Origin of the sequence: Rahnella sp. ATs2 (genome assembly GCF_051851855.1) — a bacterium.
Taxonomy (GTDB): domain Bacteria; phylum Pseudomonadota; class Gammaproteobacteria; order Enterobacterales; family Enterobacteriaceae; genus Rahnella; species Rahnella variigena.
The window spans coordinates 44,413-63,255 of record NZ_JBLYPL010000027.1 but is presented as its reverse complement, the minus strand read 5'-3'; the positions used below and the strand labels follow the sequence as shown (position 1 = coordinate 63,255).

General features: G+C 49.9%; 17 protein-coding genes. 11 read left to right on the top strand and 6 right to left on the bottom strand.

Annotated elements, in window-relative coordinates:
• Positions 1–33: 33 nt before the first annotated feature.
• Together mobB and mobA are read right to left on the bottom strand one after the other, a co-directional pair.
• A complete protein-coding gene (mobB, locus tag ACJY2G_RS22610) occupies positions 34–564 on the bottom strand; it encodes a molybdopterin-guanine dinucleotide biosynthesis protein MobB (protein ID WP_430320836.1) in 531 nt (176 codons plus the stop codon).
• Complete coding sequence (gene mobA / locus ACJY2G_RS22605; protein ID WP_430320835.1) at positions 561–1,148, bottom strand: molybdenum cofactor guanylyltransferase MobA; 588 nt, start codon at positions 1,146–1,148, stop codon at positions 561–563. The genes mobB and mobA overlap by 4 nt, the downstream gene beginning before the upstream one ends.
• A gap of 152 nt (positions 1,149–1,300) precedes the next feature.
• Here mobA and ACJY2G_RS22600 point away from each other — a divergent pair, with 152 nt between their 5' ends.
• The 5 genes from ACJY2G_RS22600 (at position 1,301) to ACJY2G_RS22580 (ending at position 6,724) form a co-directional block, all read left to right on the top strand.
• A complete protein-coding gene (locus ACJY2G_RS22600) occupies positions 1,301–1,570 on the top strand; it encodes a YihD family protein (RefSeq protein WP_430320834.1) in 270 nt (89 codons plus the stop codon).
• Between the two features lie 92 nt (positions 1,571–1,662).
• Positions 1,663–2,649: a serine/threonine protein kinase gene (locus ACJY2G_RS22595; RefSeq protein WP_430320833.1), complete on the top strand. Its 987-nt coding sequence runs from the start codon at positions 1,663–1,665 to the stop codon at positions 2,647–2,649.
• Positions 2,650–2,695: 46 nt separating this feature from the next.
• Entirely contained in the window at positions 2,696–3,319 is a 624-nt protein-coding gene (dsbA, locus tag ACJY2G_RS22590; RefSeq protein WP_112289283.1) for a thiol:disulfide interchange protein DsbA, read from the top strand.
• Between the two features lie 388 nt (positions 3,320–3,707).
• Positions 3,708–6,512 carry a DNA polymerase I gene (polA, locus tag ACJY2G_RS22585; RefSeq protein ID WP_430320832.1) on the top strand — a complete coding sequence of 935 codons (2,805 nt, stop codon included), beginning with the start codon at positions 3,708–3,710 and terminating at the stop codon, positions 6,510–6,512.
• A 164-nt stretch (positions 6,513–6,676) separates the two neighbouring features.
• On the top strand, positions 6,677–6,724 hold the full coding sequence (locus tag ACJY2G_RS22580) for a spot 42 RNA, inhibition of DNA synthesis (RefSeq protein ID WP_071892919.1): 48 nt from the start codon (positions 6,677–6,679) through the stop codon (positions 6,722–6,724).
• A gap of 172 nt (positions 6,725–6,896) precedes the next feature.
• On the opposite strand, the gene yihA is transcribed toward ACJY2G_RS22580, so the two are convergent.
• Entirely contained in the window at positions 6,897–7,547 is a 651-nt protein-coding gene (yihA, locus tag ACJY2G_RS22575) for a ribosome biogenesis GTP-binding protein YihA/YsxC (RefSeq protein ID WP_430320831.1), read from the bottom strand.
• A 579-nt stretch (positions 7,548–8,126) separates the two neighbouring features.
• On the opposite strand from yihA, the gene yihI reads away from it, so the two are divergent.
• Together yihI and hemN are read left to right on the top strand one after the other, a co-directional pair.
• On the top strand, positions 8,127–8,678 hold the full coding sequence (yihI, locus tag ACJY2G_RS22570; RefSeq protein ID WP_112289286.1) for a Der GTPase-activating protein YihI: 552 nt from the start codon (positions 8,127–8,129) through the stop codon (positions 8,676–8,678).
• Between the two features lie 187 nt (positions 8,679–8,865).
• The gene (gene hemN / locus ACJY2G_RS22565) at positions 8,866–10,239 is read left to right on the top strand and encodes an oxygen-independent coproporphyrinogen III oxidase (RefSeq protein ID WP_430320830.1); all 1,374 of its coding nucleotides are present in this window, start codon (positions 8,866–8,868) and stop codon (positions 10,237–10,239) included.
• 77 nt (positions 10,240–10,316) lie between these two features.
• On the opposite strand, the gene glnG is transcribed toward hemN, so the two are convergent.
• The 3 genes from glnG to glnA all read right to left on the bottom strand — a co-directional run bounded on the left by glnG (position 10,317) and on the right by glnA (position 14,463).
• Positions 10,317–11,729 carry a nitrogen regulation protein NR(I) gene (glnG, locus tag ACJY2G_RS22560; protein ID WP_095924078.1) on the bottom strand — a complete coding sequence of 471 codons (1,413 nt, stop codon included), beginning with the start codon at positions 11,727–11,729 and terminating at the stop codon, positions 10,317–10,319.
• Positions 11,730–11,736: 7 nt separating this feature from the next.
• On the bottom strand, positions 11,737–12,786 hold the full coding sequence (gene glnL / locus ACJY2G_RS22555) for a nitrogen regulation protein NR(II) (RefSeq protein ID WP_112289289.1): 1,050 nt from the start codon (positions 12,784–12,786) through the stop codon (positions 11,737–11,739).
• A gap of 267 nt (positions 12,787–13,053) precedes the next feature.
• Positions 13,054–14,463, bottom strand: a complete 1,410-nt coding sequence (gene glnA / locus ACJY2G_RS22550; RefSeq protein ID WP_013577652.1) for a glutamate--ammonia ligase — start codon at positions 14,461–14,463, stop codon at positions 13,054–13,056.
• 457 nt (positions 14,464–14,920) lie between these two features.
• Here glnA and typA point away from each other — a divergent pair, with 457 nt between their 5' ends.
• The 4 genes from typA to dtd all read left to right on the top strand — a co-directional run bounded on the left by typA (position 14,921) and on the right by dtd (position 18,832).
• A complete protein-coding gene (gene typA / locus ACJY2G_RS22545) occupies positions 14,921–16,744 on the top strand; it encodes a ribosome-dependent GTPase TypA (protein WP_112289290.1) in 1,824 nt (607 codons plus the stop codon).
• 163 nt (positions 16,745–16,907) lie between these two features.
• Complete coding sequence (gene yihX / locus ACJY2G_RS22540) at positions 16,908–17,495, top strand: glucose-1-phosphatase (protein WP_113877652.1); 588 nt, start codon at positions 16,908–16,910, stop codon at positions 17,493–17,495.
• An 11-nt stretch (positions 17,496–17,506) separates the two neighbouring features.
• Entirely contained in the window at positions 17,507–18,376 is an 870-nt protein-coding gene (locus ACJY2G_RS22535) for a virulence factor BrkB family protein (protein ID WP_439292223.1), read from the top strand.
• An 18-nt stretch (positions 18,377–18,394) separates the two neighbouring features.
• The gene (gene dtd / locus ACJY2G_RS22530; RefSeq protein ID WP_112289293.1) at positions 18,395–18,832 is read left to right on the top strand and encodes a D-aminoacyl-tRNA deacylase; all 438 of its coding nucleotides are present in this window, start codon (positions 18,395–18,397) and stop codon (positions 18,830–18,832) included.
• The last annotated feature ends 11 nt before the right edge of the window (positions 18,833–18,843 follow it).

Below are 18,843 nucleotides of genomic sequence, written 5' to 3'. Positions count from 1 at the left end.
TGAGATTTAGGAAAATAAAAGAGGGCAGAACCTCTAGTTTTGCTGACTTTCCAGCCACTGAACAACAAATTCCCCCACTTTATCTACCTCATTTATATTCAGGATATTGATCACCTGCTTAACCGGCGCGAACAGATCATTAGTTGCGACTGCAACAACGTGAATATCAATCAGACTCTCCAGTGACTTTCCCGTTTCCTTCCTGTGCAGCACGATTTTATCGATATCTTCATGTTTAAATCCCTCAACCAAAATCATATCAAGATTACTACTGTCGAAACGCGTTGCCAGATACTCAAGACTGAAGTCGTCATGCCCGGGTGTTTCAGTCATCAGCGCCCACCGGCTATTGCTGGCAACCATTGTCTGGTATGCGCCAGCTTTGCGTAGCTCGAAACTGTCTTTCCCCGGCGTATCTACATCAATATCATGATGGGTATGTTTTATCAGACCCGTCCGGATACCACGCTGACGAAGCCACGGGATGAGCTGTTTCAGCAGTGTTGTTTTTCCTGTACCGCTATAAGCGACGATCCCAAGTAATGGGATTGGTTGGTTTATCATCTTGAATGATCCTGGTTGCGGGTTTTCCAAAGCGCCACATCTTCAGGCGTATTAAGATTGAAAAACGCAGCAGACTCACTGAACAGCACCGAGTTTGCTCCGATATTATCAAGGAAAATCATGAGCTTCCTGTCGCCGTTTTCCAGGTACGACGTCAGTGCCGGTAACAGACTCCGGTTTAACAGGCAAAGCGTTGGATGCTCACGCTCCGGATCACGCACATAAGCTGCTTTCTGCCCTGATAGCCCGGCAAATAATCTTTCACTCAGGTCGATGGGAAAATCTGGCACGTCGCAGGGAACGAAGAGTATCCATTCGGTTTTACTCACTGATAACGCAGCAAGCATACCGGCGAGTGGCCCCGAGAAATTCTGTTTGATGTCCGGGACGGTCTGGTTATTTCTGCCATAGCGTTCAGAATTCTGATTACAGCTGATCAGAATTTCTCCGACTTGGGGATGTAATCTTTGGGCGATATGTTCAAATAAAGGCTGACCATTAATATCAATCAGCCCTTTCTCTTCGCCCATCCTGCTCGACCGACCGCCTGCTAAAATAACGCCAGTGATGTTACTGCGATCCATAATATCCGCCTTTCAGAACCTCATTATTACCGTCATTGTAACGCCTTAATTTATACCGGGCAGGTTAAACTTTTTTACAGTGAGCTTGTACTTTCCCTGACGAAATAACCCTGTTATTTTTAAGGTCTGAAAACAAGTGGAGAAGGATTATCATGAAAGAACATCGCGTAAACGAGCTGATCGAACTGCTGCATCCGGCATGGAAAGAGGATTGCGATCTGAACCTGATGGAGTTCATCCAGAAGCTGGCCACAGAATGTGGATACCAGGGGTCATTAGGCGAACTCAGTGATGACACATTGATTTATCACCTGAAAATGCGTGGTACTGACAGCACGACTGAAATCCCGGGTTTGAAAAAAGACTATGAGGATGACTTTAAAACTGCACTTTTACGTGCCCGTGGCGTGATTAAGGATTGATGTAAACTTATGTGAACTTCATGCGAACTGCCAAAAATAGATGATACTATTTCCCATTGTCATTTTTCTGTGCGGCCAATCCGAATGAAGTTATGAACAATACAGCTTTTAATTTTCAGGCATTGTCGCCGGATCTTATCCTTGATGCGTTAGAGAGTGTCGGTCTTATTGCTGAGTCCGGCCTCACTGCATTAAACAGTTATGAAAACCGCGTTTACCAGTTTCTTGGTGAAGACAGAAAACGCTATGTGGTGAAGTTTTACCGTCCTGAGCGATGGACCGAAGAACAAATCCACGAAGAGCATCAGTTTTCACTTGATATGGCTGATGCAGAAATTCCTGCTGTTGCCCCTCTTTCTATCAACGAAAACACACTGCACCACTACCAGGGATATATGTTTACCGTATTTCCCAGCGTGGGTGGTCGTCAGTATGAAATCGATAATCTCGATCAGCTGGAGTGGGTAGGACGTTTTCTTGGGCGCATTCATCAGGTGGGCAGTGAAAGCCTGTTTACCGCACGGCCAACTATCGGACTTGATGAATATCTCGTCCGGCCGCGCGAAGTTCTCGCGCAATGTCCGCTGATCCCCAAGAGTTTGCGTGAACCCTTCTTATCCGCAACAGACCAGCTGATTCGCACTACGGGCGATTATTGGCATACTGACTGGCAACCTCTACGCTTACATGGCGATTGCCACCCGGGGAATATTCTCTGGCGTGACGGGCCATTGTTTGTCGATATGGATGATGCCCGTAATGGTCCGGCAATTCAGGATCTCTGGATGCTGTTGCATGGGGATCAAAGTGAGCAAAGGCTCCAGTTAGATATCTTGCTGGAAGCTTACGGAGAGTTTGCTGATTTAGATACGCGCGAACTCTCTTTGATTGAACCGCTGCGGGCTATGCGTATGGTTTATTATCTGGCCTGGGTTGCCCGTCGCTGGGAGGATCCTGCATTTCCTAAGAGTTTCCCCTGGATGCAGGATGAAGATTTCTGGCGTAGTCAGATAGCGGCGTTTACTGAGCAAGTTAAGAAATTACAGGCACCTCCTTTACAGCTGATGCCAATGTATTAAGTCATGATTAATGTTCGAAGTTTAATTAAATGGAGATAGGCTTTATATGAAAAAGATATTCCTGGCACTGGTTGGTATGGTTATGGCCTTCAGTGTGTCTGCCGCGCAGTTTTCTGATGGCGCACAGTACGTTACTTTAGATAAAACCGTTGCTAATGAGCCACAGGTACTCGAGTTCTTCTCATTTTATTGCCCGCACTGCTACCAGTTTGAACAAGTCTGGCATGTCTCTGACAACATCCGCAAGAACCTGCCTAAAGATGTTAAATATGCCAAATATCACGTCGAATTCCTGGGGCCATTGGGTAAACAATTAACTCAAGCCTGGGCTGTTGCGATTGCCCTGGGTGTGGAAGACAAAGTGAGTCCGCTGATGTTTGATGCTGTGCAGAAACAGCAATCCATTCAGAATGCTGATGATATCCGTAAAGTCTTTATTCAGGCGGGTGTGAAAGGCGAGGATTACGATGCTGCACTTAACAGCTTTGTTGTGAAATCTCTGGTTGTTCAACAGGAGAAAGCCGCTGCTGACCTGGGTCTGCAAGGCGTTCCTTCCGTATTTGTGAACGGCAAATATATGGTTAAAAATGACGGACTTGATACCAGCTCAATGGATATGTACGTCAAACAATATTCTGATGTGATCAACTTCTTAGCGACCAAAAAATAAGAATTTCTGATCTCAACGCCAGCTTTCGGGCTGGCGTTATATTTTCGAAGAAATGAGAAAAAGGAAATGTTTGCAGGCGTGAATATAAAAAATATTCCGCAGAAAGTTTTCCAGTAAATATTACTATCCACAATAGCTATTAAGCTTCTATTACATCAATATTTCATTAAGCAATCCTATAACCTGATGAAACACGTAGCTAAAATCCTGATGTGTTTTCGGATTAACCCTCCGAATTAATTTCCTGTTAAAACTATTCACAAAGTTATCCACAGGATGATCCTTCGAGATCCCCCGCAACTTCGTAATGAATTTCCTTCTCAAGGTTCGTCTTTCCTGCTGGCTATGGCATCCTTAGAGCATGTCTGATCACGAATAAAGAAGAGTTATGGCCCAGATAGCAGAAAACCCATTAATCCTGGTGGACGGTTCGTCCTACCTTTATCGCGCTTATCATGCGTTCCCTCCGCTGACCAACTCTGCGGGTGAACCGACCGGCGCGATGTACGGTGTGCTGAATATGTTGCGCAGTCTTTTGCTGCAATACACACCAAGCCATGTTGCGGTGGTTTTTGACGCGAAAGGCAAAACCTTCCGTGATGAGCTTTTCGAACAATATAAATCCCATCGTCCTCCGATGCCGGATGATCTGCGTTCTCAAATTGAGCCGCTTCATCAAATGGTGAAAGCGATGGGGTTGCCATTACTGGTGGTTTCCGGCGTAGAGGCGGACGACGTGATCGGTACGCTGGCACTTGAAGCCGAGAAAGCGGGACATGCGGTTCTGATCAGCACCGGCGATAAAGATATGGCTCAGCTGGTGACGCCGGGTGTCACTTTGATCAACACCATGAACAATGCGATTCTGGGGCCAGATGAAGTTGTCGAGAAATACGGTGTGCCGCCTGAACTGATCATCGATTTTCTCGCCCTGATGGGTGACTCCTCGGACAACATTCCGGGCGTACCGGGCGTTGGTGAGAAAACGGCACAGGCACTGTTACAAGGCATTGGTGGCCTTGATGCGTTATATGCCGATCTGGATAAAGTATCGACACTCAGTTTCCGTGGTTCAAAAACCATGGCGGCAAAACTGGCAGATAATAAAGAAGTTGCCTACCTCTCTTATCAGCTGGCGACCATTAAAACTGACGTTAAGCTGGATCTCACTTGTGCTGAGCTGACGGTTTCAGAACCCGATGCCGATGAACTTCACAAGTTATTTGGCCGCTATGAATTCAAACGCTGGCTGGCAGATGTTGAATCCGGCACCTGGCTGAGCGCCAAAAAATCGGCAGGTAAAGCGTCGGCAGCAGCGAAGAAAGGTGCTCCGGCAGAAGAAACGACGTCAGTATCCGCTGTTGAACCAAACCAGCTCTCGCAGGAGGGATATGTCACCATTCTGGATCAGGCGACTCTTGATGAGTGGATCGGTTATCTGAAAGCATCGAATGTTTTCGCTTTCGATACCGAAACGGATGGTCTGGATACCCTGACTGCCAATCTGATCGGCCTATCTTTCGCCACGGAAGCGGGTAAAGCGGCTTATCTTCCTGTGGCACATGACTATCTGGATGCACCGGCGCAGCTGGACCGCGATGATGTGCTGAAACAACTCAAGCCGTTACTCGAAGATGAAAAGCAGCTGAAAGTCGGGCAGAACCTCAAATTCGACCGCGGTGTTTTACTGCGTTATGACATCGAACTGAAAGGTATCGCCTTCGACACCATGCTTGAATCCTACGTGCTCGATAGCGTATCTGGCCGCCATGACATGGACAGTTTGGCAGACCGCTATCTCGGCCATAAAACCGTGGGCTTTGAAGAAATTGCGGGTAAAGGTAAGAACCAGCTAACCTTCAACCAGATAGCCCTTGAGCAGGCAGCGCCTTACGCGGCAGAAGATGCCGATGTTACATTGCAATTGCATCAGGCACTCTGGCCACGCATTCAGGAAAGCGAATCCCTGACCAAAGTGTTCACGGATATTGAAATGCCGCTGGTGCCTGTTCTTTCTCATATCGAGCGTACCGGGGTTCTGATTGATCAGAACATCCTCGCGGCTCACTCGAAAGAGCTGGCAATTCGACTGAATGAGCTGGAAAACAAAGCGCATGAACTGGCTGAAGAGCCTTTCAACCTCTCTTCGACCAAACAGTTGCAGGCTATTTTGTATGAAAAACAAAAACTGCCAATCCTGAAGAAAACTCCGGGTGGTGCGCCATCAACTAACGAAGAAGTTCTGGCTGAACTGGCGCTGGATTATCCGTTGCCGAAAGTGATTCTGGAATATCGTGGTCTGGCAAAACTGAAATCGACTTACACCGATAAACTGCCATTGATGATCAACCCGCAGTCTGGCCGCGTTCATACGTCCTACCATCAGGCCGTGACCGCGACGGGGCGTCTGTCTTCCAGCGATCCCAACCTGCAAAACATTCCGGTGCGTAATGATGAAGGGCGCCGTATCCGTCAGGCGTTTATTGCGCCAAAAGACTACATCATTCTGGCGGCCGACTATTCGCAGATTGAACTGCGCATCATGGCGCATTTATCGAAAGATGAAGGCTTGCTGAAAGCCTTTGCTGAAGGCCAGGATATTCACCGCGCGACCGCCGCAGAAGTTTTCGGCACACCGCTGGAGAAAGTATCTGGTGAACAGCGTCGCAGCGCTAAAGCGATTAACTTTGGTCTGATTTACGGCATGAGCGCCTTTGGCTTATCGCGTCAGCTCAATATTCCACGCAAAGAATCCCAGCGTTATATGGATTTGTACTTCGAGCGTTATCCGGGCGTGCTGGAATATATGGAACGTACCCGCACTCAGGCTTCTGAGCAGGGTTACGTTGAAACGCTCGATGGTCGCCGTCTGTATCTGCCGGACATCAAATCCAGCAACGCGATGCGCCGTAAAGGTGCCGAGCGTGCCGCGATCAACGCCCCGATGCAGGGTACTGCGGCTGACATTATCAAACGCGCCATGATCAGCGTCGATGCCTGGCTGAAACAGTCAGATGCTCCGCGTGCCCGCATTATCATGCAGGTACACGATGAACTGGTGTTTGAAGTGCATAAAGATGATGTTGCTGCAGCGAGTGAAAAAATTCGCAACCTGATGGAAGCCAGTATGACACTGGCGGTTCCGTTGAAAGTGGACGTCGGTACTGGCGAGAACTGGGATCAGGCTCACTAAGTGGATAGTAATTAAGCTTTTTTTGTAATTAAGCTACAGGATTATGTGCTCAGACCATGAAGGTGATCGCATAATCCACGATTTTTGTGTAAGTAAACTACAAAAAGTTCTTTTTCCCCGTCATGAAATAGGGTAAAGTTTCTCTCGTAGGGTACAGAGGTAAGATGTTCTATCTTTCAGACCTTTTACTTCACGTAATCGGATTTGGCTGAATATTTTAGCCGCCCCAGGCATTTATGTCTGGGGCGTTTTTTATTGGAGTTTTCACAGGGTTACGCCTGTTTTCTGCCTACCAGTGATAAAAATCCCGCCCATAAAAAAGGGCAGCCTGTTGGCTACCCTGATATGTTCTTTACTTACAGACTTCTTCGTTTAAGCCGAGATTTATTCGCCTTTGTCAAAAAGCTCTTCTTCCAGCACTTCCGGTGGGATTTCGCTGAACCAGGTGTTCAGTTTGTCACTCAGTTTATCGACGCCCATTTTCTTCGGGGAAGAGAAGGCTTCCACCTGAATATCGCCCATGAATTCTTTCACGGCTTCGCGGACCATTTTGATCTGCGCCTGACGCGCGCCGGATGCCAGTTTGTCGGCTTTCGTCAGCAGCAACATCACCGGCGTACCCACATCGACAGCCCACTGAATCATCTGCTGATCGAGATCTTTCAGTGGATGACGGATATCCATCAATACCACCAGACCTTTCAGCGAGTTGCGCATTTGCAGATATTCGCCCAGCGCGCGCTGCCATTTACGCTTCATTTCTTCAGGTACTTCCGCGTAGCCATAACCCGGCAAGTCGACCAGACGGATGCCCGGCTTCACTTCAAACAGGTTGATGAGCTGAGTACGGCCAGGTGTTTTACTGGTACGTGCGAGGCTTTTCTGCTGCGTCAGAGTATTCAGTGCGCTGGATTTGCCGGCGTTTGAACGACCAGCAAATGCGACTTCAATGCCTGCGTCAGATGGCAAATGCCGGATATCCGGGGCGCTCATGACGAAATGGGTCATATGATAGTTGTAAGTTTGGCTGGTCAAAGCGTGCGTCTCCGTGAGGCATGAGTATCTGGCTGGCGATTATAACTGCAACAGAGCCGAGATGCGTTCGTGTTTTTAAAATCCGAATGATGAGGCGAAGGGACCACAGAGATGAAGGCGGGGGAAATTGCCTTCATGATGTAAGACATTTGCTATTCATGATGCGGGTTATTTCGCTTGTTTTGTCGCCGAAATTTTTAATATTATTCAATTTCAATAAGATAAAATTTATATCGTTATGAAACCGACAAGACGGCTGGCGGGTATCTTGAGCCTTTGTGCCAGTCGGGTAAAGTATTTCTTACGCGGTGAAGGCGAGAACGGAAACAAGGACGATTATTGCATTCAGGGATCACGGGAAATGCATCGCGATTTAAGGACAAACGGAGCCGGAGGCTCTGAAAGGCAAAGGAAAAACCGGGACGTTGATGCTATACAGGGAAAGTGTTTGAGGAATATCCTTCTTCTGAAGGAAAGAAAAAGGCAGCAAGGTTAACTTGCTGCCTTTTTTCTTTGTCCGCTTTCTGCTAGATTCCGCCGCAAATCTATACTAAATGTACACACCTAAGAGCAGATGCCATGAAACAGCCAGCGAAAGCCCCGCGCGCCAATACCGCGACAGCTAAAACGAAGAAGAAAAGTCGTGTAGAGCTTGATATCGAAGCGCGCGAACGCAAGCGTGACAATAAGCGTCGTGGCCATAAAGCAGGCTCACGCGCAAATCCGGACGCAGCCCAGAATCAAAGCGGCGCAGGCGCTAAAAAAACCGATCCGCGTATCGGCAGTAAAAAAGCGGTGCCATTGATCGTGGAAACCGTCACCAACAATGCAGCGAAAGCGAAGAAAGCCGCTCAGCCGAAACCAGAGGCAAAACCAAAAATGTCTCCGCAGGAAGAACTGACATTACTGGAAAACGATGAGCGTCTGGATTCATTGCTTGATCTTATCGACGACGGCAAAGCACTGAGTGCAGAAGATCAGGCTTATGTTGACCAGACTCTGGATCGTATTGATGTTCTGATGGAAATTCTCGGTATCGAACTCGGCGACGATGAAGATGACGAAGAAGAAGAGAAGAACGAAGATATGATGCAGTTGCTCAAACGCGGGAATCCAAAAGAAGGTTTCTAAGCGATGCGCTGGGTCATTCCGGCAATAGCCTTACTCTTTGCATGTTATCTCCTTTGGTTATTCGGTAAACTACGACGGTTATCGAAAACCAAAGCACGTTTGCGCAGAGCGACCTTTGTAAGGCAGGCCAAAAGCCTGCCTGTAAGGGAAACCGGCAGCATCCGACGCCGGAAGGAGTAAGTCACCCATGTCAGAACAGACAACCGTCTGGGATTTAGCGCTGATCCAGAAGTACAACTATTCAGGTCCGCGATACACATCCTATCCAACAGCACTCGAATTCAGCGAAAGCTACGACGATGCGGCTTTTAAACAAGCGGCTGTCCGTTACCCTGAGCGCTCCCTTTCTCTGTATGTGCATATCCCTTTCTGCCATAAGCTCTGCTATTTCTGCGGCTGCAATAAACTGGTAACCCGTCAGCAGCATAAAGCCGAAGAATATCTCGACGTACTTGAGAAAGAGATAAGTCACCGTGCGCCGCTCTTTAAGGGCCGTCAGGTCAGTCAGTTGCATTGGGGCGGTGGTACTCCGACTTACCTCGATAAAGCGCAGATAAGCCGTCTGATGGGCCTTCTGCGGGCACACTTTGATATTCTCCCCGATGCAGAAATATCACTGGAAGTGGATCCCCGCGAAATCGAGCTGAATGTGCTCGACCATCTGCGCAGCGAAGGCTTTAATCGGCTGAGCATGGGCGTGCAGGATTTCAATAAAGAAGTGCAGCGTCTGGTGAATCGCGAGCAGGATGAAGATTTCATCTTTGCGCTGATTGAACGCGCCAGAGCGCTGGGTTTCAATTCCACCAACATCGACCTGATTTACGGCCTACCGAAGCAAACGGCGGAAAGTTTTGCGTATACGCTGCAACGCGTGGCAGAGCTGAACCCGGATCGCCTGAGCGTGTTCAATTACGCCCACATGCCAAAACTGTTTGCCGCTCAGCGTAAAATAAAAGACGCTGATTTGCCGGGCGCAGAAGAGAAATTGAAAATTCTGCAGGAAACCATTGCCTCGCTGACCGCCTCCGGTTACCGCTTTATCGGCATGGATCACTTTGCGCGTCCTGATGACGAACTGGCGATTGCCCAACGTGAAGGCAAGCTGCACCGTAATTTCCAGGGATATACCACGCAGGGCGACAGTGATTTACTGGGAATGGGCGTGTCAGCCATCAGCATGCTGGGCGATACTTACGCGCAGAACGAGAAAGACCTCAAAACGTATTACGCCAGAGTAGAACAGCAGGGGAATGCGTTATGGCGTGGTCTGGAAATGACGGATGATGATTGCCTGCGTCGCGATGTCATTAAATCGCTGATCTGCCATTTCGAGCTGAGCTTTGCGGATATGGAAGAGCGCTATGGCATCCGCTTTACCGACTATTTTTCCGATGATCTGGCGCTGCTGAAACCGCTGGTTGAAGACGGGCTGGTTGAGGTGAGCGAGACGCATATTCAGGTAACGCCACGCGGACGTTTGCTTATCCGCAACATCTGCATGTGCTTTGATATTTATCTGCGCCGTCAGGTACGTCAGCAGCAATTCTCCCGCGTGATCTGATTTCTTTGCTATCAACAAAAACAGCCGCATAAGCGGCTGTTTTGCTTTCTGGCACAGGGCTTTTATTTCAGGCCCGGTTATTCCATACCCAGTTCTTTCAGCTTGCGGGTCAGCGTATTGCGTCCCCAGCCCAGTAAGCGTGCGGCTTCCTGTTTATGTCCCTGCGTGTGACGCAATGCCGTGGTCAGCAAAGTGCGCTCCATTTCAGGCTGCGCTTCTGACAACAGGTTTTGATGACCGGAACGCAGGGCGCGATCGGCCCATTGTGCCAGCAGTGTTGCCCAGCTGTCCGGTAAGCTCTGACCACCGGTTTCCGGGGCAGACGTTTCAAAAAGTTCGCTCGGTAAATCCTGAATCAGGACTTCCTGACCCGCAGCCATCACCGTTAACCAGCGACAGGTGTTTTCCAGCTGGCGCACGTTGCCCTGCCACGGCAGACGCGTCAGCGCGGTCTCTGTTTCCGGATGCAGGTTTTTCGCTTCCACGCCCAATTCTTTCGCTGCCACTTGCAGGAAATAACGTGCCAGACGCGGAATATCTTCGCGACGTTCGCGCAGCGGTGGCAGATGAACACGGATAACATTCAGGCGGTGGAATAAATCCTCGCGGAATTTCCCTTCCTGAACCCGTAATTCCAGATTCTGGTGAGTCGCAGCGATAATACGCACATCCACTTTCACCGGTGCATAACCGCCCACACGATAGAACTGACCATCAGCCAGCACGCGCAGAAGACGGGTTTGCACATCGAGGGGCATATCACCGATTTCATCAAGGAACAGCGTGCCGTTGTCGGCCTGCTCAAAACGTCCCTGACGGATGGTGTTAGCGCCAGTAAACGCCCCTTTCTCGTGGCCGAATAGTTCGGATTCGATCAGGTCTTTCGGGATTGCCGCCATGTTCAGTGCGATAAAAGGCGCTTTGGCGCGCGGGCTGTGACGGTGTAAAGCATGAGCCACCAGCTCTTTACCGGTACCGGATTCCCCGTTAATGAGCACGCTGATTGAAGAGCGGGACAAACGGCCGATGATGCGAAAGACGTCCTGCATGGCTGGCGCTTCACCGATAATATCCGCCGTCGGGCCACTTGCCGGCTGGCTGCGAGCCGGTTGCTGTTGCTCCTGATAATGGCTGATAGCGCGTTCAACCAGCGCCACTGCTTCGTCGATGTCGAAAGGTTTTGGCAGATAATCAAATGCGCCTTGCTGATAGGCGCTGACCGCCGCATCCAGATCGGAGTGCGCTGTCATTATGATGACCGGAAGCATCGGGTGGCGCTGTTTAATCTGCTTTAACAGCGCTAAACCGTCCATCCCCGGCATACGGATATCTGATAACAAAACGTCAGGGGTTTGAGTCGCAATGGCATCAAGCACTTCATTGCCGCTGTCAAACGTGGTGCAGGTCAAACCGGCTCCAGTGAGCGCACGTTCAAGTACCCAGCGGATGGAGCTATCGTCATCGACGATCCAGACTATCCCTCGTTGCATAAGAACCTCACTGGCGAATAGGCAGGAAAACCGAGAATTCGGTATGTCCTGGCCAACTGTTAAATTCAACTTTACCCGAATGCTGGTCAATCAAACTGCGTGCGATAGAGAGGCCCAGTCCGGTGCCCCCTTCGCGGCCACTGACCATGGGGTAAAAAAGAGTGTCCTGCAAATGTGCCGGTACGCCGGGGCCGTCATCTTCAATATCGATGCGTGCCGCCAGACGATAACGCACGCCGTGTAACGTAATCTGGAAAGCAGTCCGCGTACGCAGTGTTATTGTGCCGCCTTCCTCCCCCAGCGCCTGCAAGGCATTGCGGGTGATATTCAGTAAAATCTGTTCTATCTGATCGGGGTCGTGTGCCAGTTCCGGCAGGCTCGGATCATAGTCCCGTACCAGCTGAACGTTATCGGGTTTTTCCATCGACACCAGCTGACAAACGCGCTCCGCAACCTGATGAATACTTTGTGTCACATGCTGGCTCGGACGTTGCGGACCCAGCAATCTGTCGACCAGATTACGCAGACGGTCGGCCTGCTCAATAATGACTTTGGTGTACTCAAGCAAAGCCGGATCGGGCAGCGCTCTGGATAACAACTGTGCCGCACCACGCAAACCGCCAAGCGGATTTTTAATTTCATGCGCGAGGCCGCGGATCAAATCGCGGGCTGCAACCTGTTGAGCATGCTGCAATTGTTCCTGACTCAAACGTCGCTGATTATCCATCGGCGCCAGTTCGACCAGAATAAAACCTTCCGGCAGCATCTGTGCGGTCAGTGACAACACATGCGCGCGGCCATCGACGACTAAAGTCACTTCGCTGTCTGTAAAGCCCTGTCCGGCCGTCAGACTTTCACGCATTAACTCGATGTTCAGCGAAAAATATCCCACCAGCTCTGGCAACGGGGTGCCAAAAAGTTTGCGGGAACTTTGCGCCAGTAATTGCTGAGCCGCCGGGTTGGCGTAATGCACAGCCAAATCGTCGTCCAACAGCAGAACGCTGTTGATTAAAGAATTCAGGATCTGCCCAGCATCGGGCAGCTTGCCAGTTGCCATACCGCAGTCTCCCGCACCTGATGGGTGCAATTTGTCTCGCTACCCGGCCAAAACACGGGTCAGAGGGGTTAAGCAGGAAAGAGTGTGGAGAAAAAAGCCCATCCGGAGATGGGCTGAAAGTTTCCACGGCAACAAATAAAATCGTCTTACTTAATTTTGACGCTGAAGGCTTTCATACCGCCAGGCCTCCAGTCGGGTATTTCTCTCAGCGCCGGTCAGAGGACGGGCGCTGAGTTCAGCAGCTAATTCGAGAATTAAACGCTGTGTTTAGACGCTGTAGTACAGCTCGAACTCAACCGGATGCGGAGTCATACGCACGCGATCCATTTCTTCTTTACGCAGACCGATGTAAGCATCGATAGCGTCGTCAGTGAACACGCCGCCACGGGTCAGGAACTCGCGGTCTTCGTTCAGTGCGTTCAGCGCTTCTTCCAGTGAACCTGCAACTTTTGGAATTTCTGCTTCTTCTTCCGGTGGCAGGTCATACAGGTTTTTGTCCATCGCATCGCCAGGGTGGATCTTGTTGATGATACCGTCCAGGCCAGCCATCATCAGTGCAGCAAACGCCAGGTATGGGTTAGCCGCTGGATCAGGGAAGCGTGCTTCGATACGCATCGCTTTAGGCGTTGATACGTGTGGAATACGGATGGATGCAGAACGGTTACGCGCAGAGTAAGCCAGCATCACTGGCGCTTCGTAGCCCGGGACCAAACGCTTATAGGAGTTGGTAGTCGGGTTAGCGTAGGCGTTGATTGCTTTGGCGTGCTTGATGATACCGCCGATGTAGAACAGTGCCATTTCAGACAGGCCGCCGTATTTGTCGCCAGCGAACAGGTTGTTACCGTTCTTGGACAGAGACATGTGGCAGTGCATACCGGAACCGTTATCGCCAAACATTGGTTTTGGCATGAAGGTCGCAGTTTTGCCAAATGCGTGAGCCACGTTGTGAACCACGTATTTGTAGATTTGGATTTCGTCAGCTTTTTTGGTCAGGGTATTGAAGCGGGTTGCCACTTCGTTCTGACCCGCGGTTGCCACTTCGTGGTGGTGAGCTTCAACAACCAGACCCATTTCTTCCATGGTCAGACACATGGTAGAACGCAGATCCTGGGAAGAGTCGACCGGAGGAACCGGGAAGTAACCGCCTTTAACTGCAGGACGGTGGCCTTTGTTGCCGCCTTCGTATTTGGTGCTGGAGTTCCATGCGCCTTCGATATCATCGATAGCCACGTGAGAACCGGAGATGCTGCTGCCGAAGCGCACATCATCAAACAGGAAGAATTCTGGCTCTGGCCCGAACAGAACGGTGTCCGCGATACCGGAAGAGCGCAGGAAGTCTTCTGCACGTTTCGCGGTAGAACGTGGGTCGCGGTCATAACCTTGCAGCGTAGTTGGCTCAAGGATGTCGCAACGAATGATCAGCGTGGTTTCTTCGTAGAACGGGTCAAGAACAGCAGTGCTCGCATCTGGCATCAAAACCATGTCAGATTCGTTAATGCCTTTCCAGCCACCGATTGAAGAGCCATCAAACATTTTGCCTTCTTCGAAGAAGTCAGCGCTAACCTGGTGTGCAGGAATGGTGACGTGCTGTTCTTTGCCTTTGGTATCTGTGAAACGTAAATCTACGAATTTCACTTCATGCTCATTCAGCATCGTCAAAACGTGTTCAGCGGACATACTAGTTCTCCCGAATTTCTCATTATCGTCGTGGAACGAATAACCATTTTTGGTCTTTAGTTGGAAATAACAGCTTTACTTGAACTGGCGTGTGGACTGAACAGCGCTATTATTTGACTGGTCAGACGCGTCACCCTGTAAAAACTTTTTTTTACCCTAAAAACTATTAGCGAAAAGTGTGCCAACTTTGAGAAAATGCAAACAACGCCATTTTACAGGGCTCTTGCACTCGATAAGTATGCACCATAACGGAATTTCTGCACTATAATGGTGCTAACTCTGAGATGCATAGCACCAAAACGGTGCGTCATAATGGTTCAGTGGTCTTTTTGCACCGTGAAAGGGATCACAAAGTAACCATCCATAAGTTGTTTCATCAAGATCCTTGTGATCTTGTTTAGAACCTCGCTTAATACGTGTACAATAGCGCGCTATTTCTAATGCCTGAGGCAAAGCTGTGATCGAAAATTTGCGTAACATCGCCATTATTGCCCACGTTGACCATGGTAAAACCACCCTGGTCGACAAGCTGCTGCAACAATCCGGTACTTTCGGAGAGCGTGTAGAAGCCACTGAACGCGTAATGGACTCCAACGATTTGGAGAAAGAGCGTGGGATTACCATCCTCGCAAAAAACACCGCCATTAATTGGAAAGACTACCGCATCAACATCGTGGATACCCCAGGACACGCCGACTTCGGCGGTGAGGTAGAGCGTGTGATGTCAATGGTCGACTCGGTGCTGCTGGTTGTGGATGCAATGGATGGCCCAATGCCGCAAACCCGTTTCGTGACCAAAAAAGCATTCGCTAATGGTCTGAAACCGATCGTGGTAATCAACAAGGTTGACCGCCCTGGCGCGCGTCCTGACTGGGTTGTTGATCAGGTCTTCGACCTGTTCGTAAACCTGGACGCAACCGACGAACAACTCGATTTCCCAATCATCTATGCATCCGCATTGATGGGTATCGCGGGTAACGACCATAACGATATGGCCGAAGACATGACCCCGTTGTACCAGGCGATCGTTGACCACGTATCTCCGCCACAAGTTGAGATGGATGCACCTTTCCAGATGCAAATCTCTCAGCTGGACTACAACAACTATGTTGGCGTCATCGGCATCGGCCGCATCAAACGCGGTACCGTTAAGCCTAACCAGCAAATCACTGTCATCGACAGCGAAGGCAAAACCCGTAACGGTAAAGTCGGTAAAGTTCTGACCCACATGGGTCTTGAGCGTATCGAAGCCACCGTTGCTGAAGCGGGCGACATCATCGCAATCACCGGCCTGGGCGAACTGAACATCTCCGACACAATCTGTGATCCGGCGAATGTTGAAGCTCTGCCAGCGCTGAGCGTTGATGAACCAACAGTAACCATGTACTTCAACGTAAACACCTCTCCGTTCTGTGGTAAAGAAGGTAAGTATGTGACTTCACGTCAGATCCTTGACCGTCTGAACAAAGAACTGGTGCACAACGTTGCATTGCGTGTTGAAGAAACTGAAGATGCTGATGCATTCCGCGTTTCAGGCCGTGGTGAACTTCACCTGTCGGTTCTGATCGAAAACATGCGTCGTGAAGGTTTCGAGCTGGCGGTTTCCCGTCCTAAAGTAATCAACCGTAAAATCGATGGCCGCATGCAAGAGCCATTCGAGAACGTGACACTGGATATCGAAGAGCAACACCAGGGTTCTGTAATGCAGGCCATGGGTGAGCGTAAAGGCGATGTCAAAGACATGATCCCAGACGGCAAAGGTCGTATCCGTCTTGATTACCTGATCCCTGCACGTGGCCTGATCGGCTTCCGTACAGAATTCATGACCATGACTTCTGGTACCGGTCTGCTGTACTCCACGTTCAGCCACTACGATGACGTTCGTCCGGGCGAAATCGGCCAGCGTCAGAACGGCGTGCTGATCTCCAACGGTCAGGGTAAAGCAGTTGCGTTTGCACTGTTCAGCCTGCAAGACCGCGGTAAATTGTTCCTGGGCCACGGCGCAGAAGTGTATGAAGGCCAGATCATCGGTATTCACTCACGTTCTAACGACCTGACCGTGAACTGCCTGACCGGTAAGAAACTGACCAACATGCGTGCGTCCGGTACAGACGAAGCAACGACTCTGGTTCCTGCTATCAAAATGTCTCTGGAGCAAGCTCTGGAATTCATCGATGATGACGAACTGGTCGAAGTGACTCCTCAGTCTGTACGTATCCGTAAACGTCACCTGACCGAGAACGATCGTAAACGTGCAATGCGTGGTCCTAAAGAAGGTTAATCTTCTTTAACGCGTGCCGTTACACAGAAACAGGGTGCCTTTGGGTACCCTGTTTTTTTTTGTCTTTTTTCTAACGCTGAGCTCAACAGCGCAACTCTGTCACTGTTCAGGTGTACGTTTTACCGCTAAAGTTAAAAGTCATCTTTGAAATCAGGAGCGTGCAATGCTGTACATTTTTGATATGGGAAACGTCATTATTGATATTGATTTCAAACGTGTCCTTGGCGTGTGGAGCCATCTCAGCGGAACGCCACTGGCTACGCTGACCGAGCGTTTCAAAATGGGCGAGGTGTTCCAGCAGCACGAGCGGGGTGAAATCAGCGATGAGCAGTTCGCCGCCGATCTGTGTAATGAAATGGGCATTGCGCTCAGTTTTGAGCAGTTCAGTGCGGGCTGGCACGCTGTCTTCGTCGGCTTGCGTCCTGAAGTCATCACGTTATTCCAGAAACTGCGCGAAGAAGGTCATCGCGTTGTCGTGCTGTCGAATACTAACCGCTTACATCTGGATTTCTGGCCGCAGCATTATCCGGAAATCGAAGCCAATACCGATGCGATGTATCTTTCGCAAAATCTGGGTATGCGCAAACCTGAACCGGAAATTTTCCAGCATGTGCTGGAGAAAGAAGGATTCACCGCCGATCAGGCCGTGTTCTTTGATGATGTTGCTGAAAACATCGAAGCTGCCCGCGCGGCAGGCATTGAAGCTGTGTGGGTGGAAGATAACCAGACGGTACCGAAATACTTTTCCTGAAGGATGTAAGGATGCACAAAAGGGCATTGAGCCACTACCCAAAATCATTATGGAAATTCACAGTCCTGCTCTTAAAGCGCTCAGATAAGGATGGCCTGACGCTTCTGGCGGGCCATTTAGCCTATGTTTCTTTGCTTTCTCTGGTTCCGCTGATTGCCGTGGTATTTTCGCTGTTCGCATTATTTCCGGTCTTTTCGGATATCAGTGCACAGCTTAAAACCTTCATTTTTTCTAACTTCATGCCGGCCACGGGCAATACCATTCAGCGTTATCTCGAACAGTTTGTTGCCAACTCCAGCAAAATGACGGCGGTGGGTACCTGCGGATTAATTGTCACCGCATTACTGCTGATCGCTTCAGTGGACAGCGTGCTGAATAAAATCTGGGACAGCAAAACCAAGCGTCCGATTGTGTTCTCATTTGCGGTGTACTGGATGGTATTAACGCTCGGGCCCATTCTTCTGGTGGCCAGCGTGGCGGTCAGCTCTTATTTACTCTCCCTGAACTGGCTTAACCTCAGGGGCGTGCATTCCCTCATCGACCATGCGCTGCGGATCCTGCCGTTACTGATTTCCTGGGTGACGTTCTGGCTCTTATATCAGGTCGTGCCAACGGTGAGAGTTCCGGCAAAGGATGCGCTGGTAGGCGCCCTGGTTTCCGGTGCCTTATTTGAGCTGAGTAAAAAAATCTTCACCTTGTATATTCAGCTTTTCCCATCGTATCAGTTGATTTACGGTGTACTGGCTGTGATCCCCATTTTATTTCTCTGGGTCTATGTCAGCTGGTGTATCGTGCTTCTTGGCGCAGAAATTACCGTCACGCTTGGCGAGTTCCGTTCTGTGAGAAAATTGCAGTCTGCTCAATACAAAGCAGAAGAATAATCAGTTCGAAGGATTTGTATGATTGCGTTAATTCAGCGGGTATTGAATGCCAGCGTGACTATCGATGGCGACGTTTGCGGCCAGATAGGGCCGGGATTACTGGTTTTACTGGGTGTTGAACAGGGCGATGACGAACAAAAAGCTAAACGCCTTTGTGAACGGGTGATCGGGTACCGAATTTTCGGTGACGAAAATGACAAAATGAATCTTAACGTACAGCAGGCGGGCGGTAGCCTGCTGGTGGTGTCGCAGTTCACACTGGCGGCTGACACACAAAAAGGCATGCGTCCGGGGTTCTCACGCGGTGCTGAACCACAGGAAGCCGACCGGTTGTATCAGTATTTTTGCGGGCAGTGTCGGGAGAAAGGCATTGTGACCGAAACCGGGCGCTTCGCTGCGGATATGAAAGTGGCACTGGTGAACGACGGGCCGGTGACCTTCTGGCTACAAGTCTGATCGATAAGGCA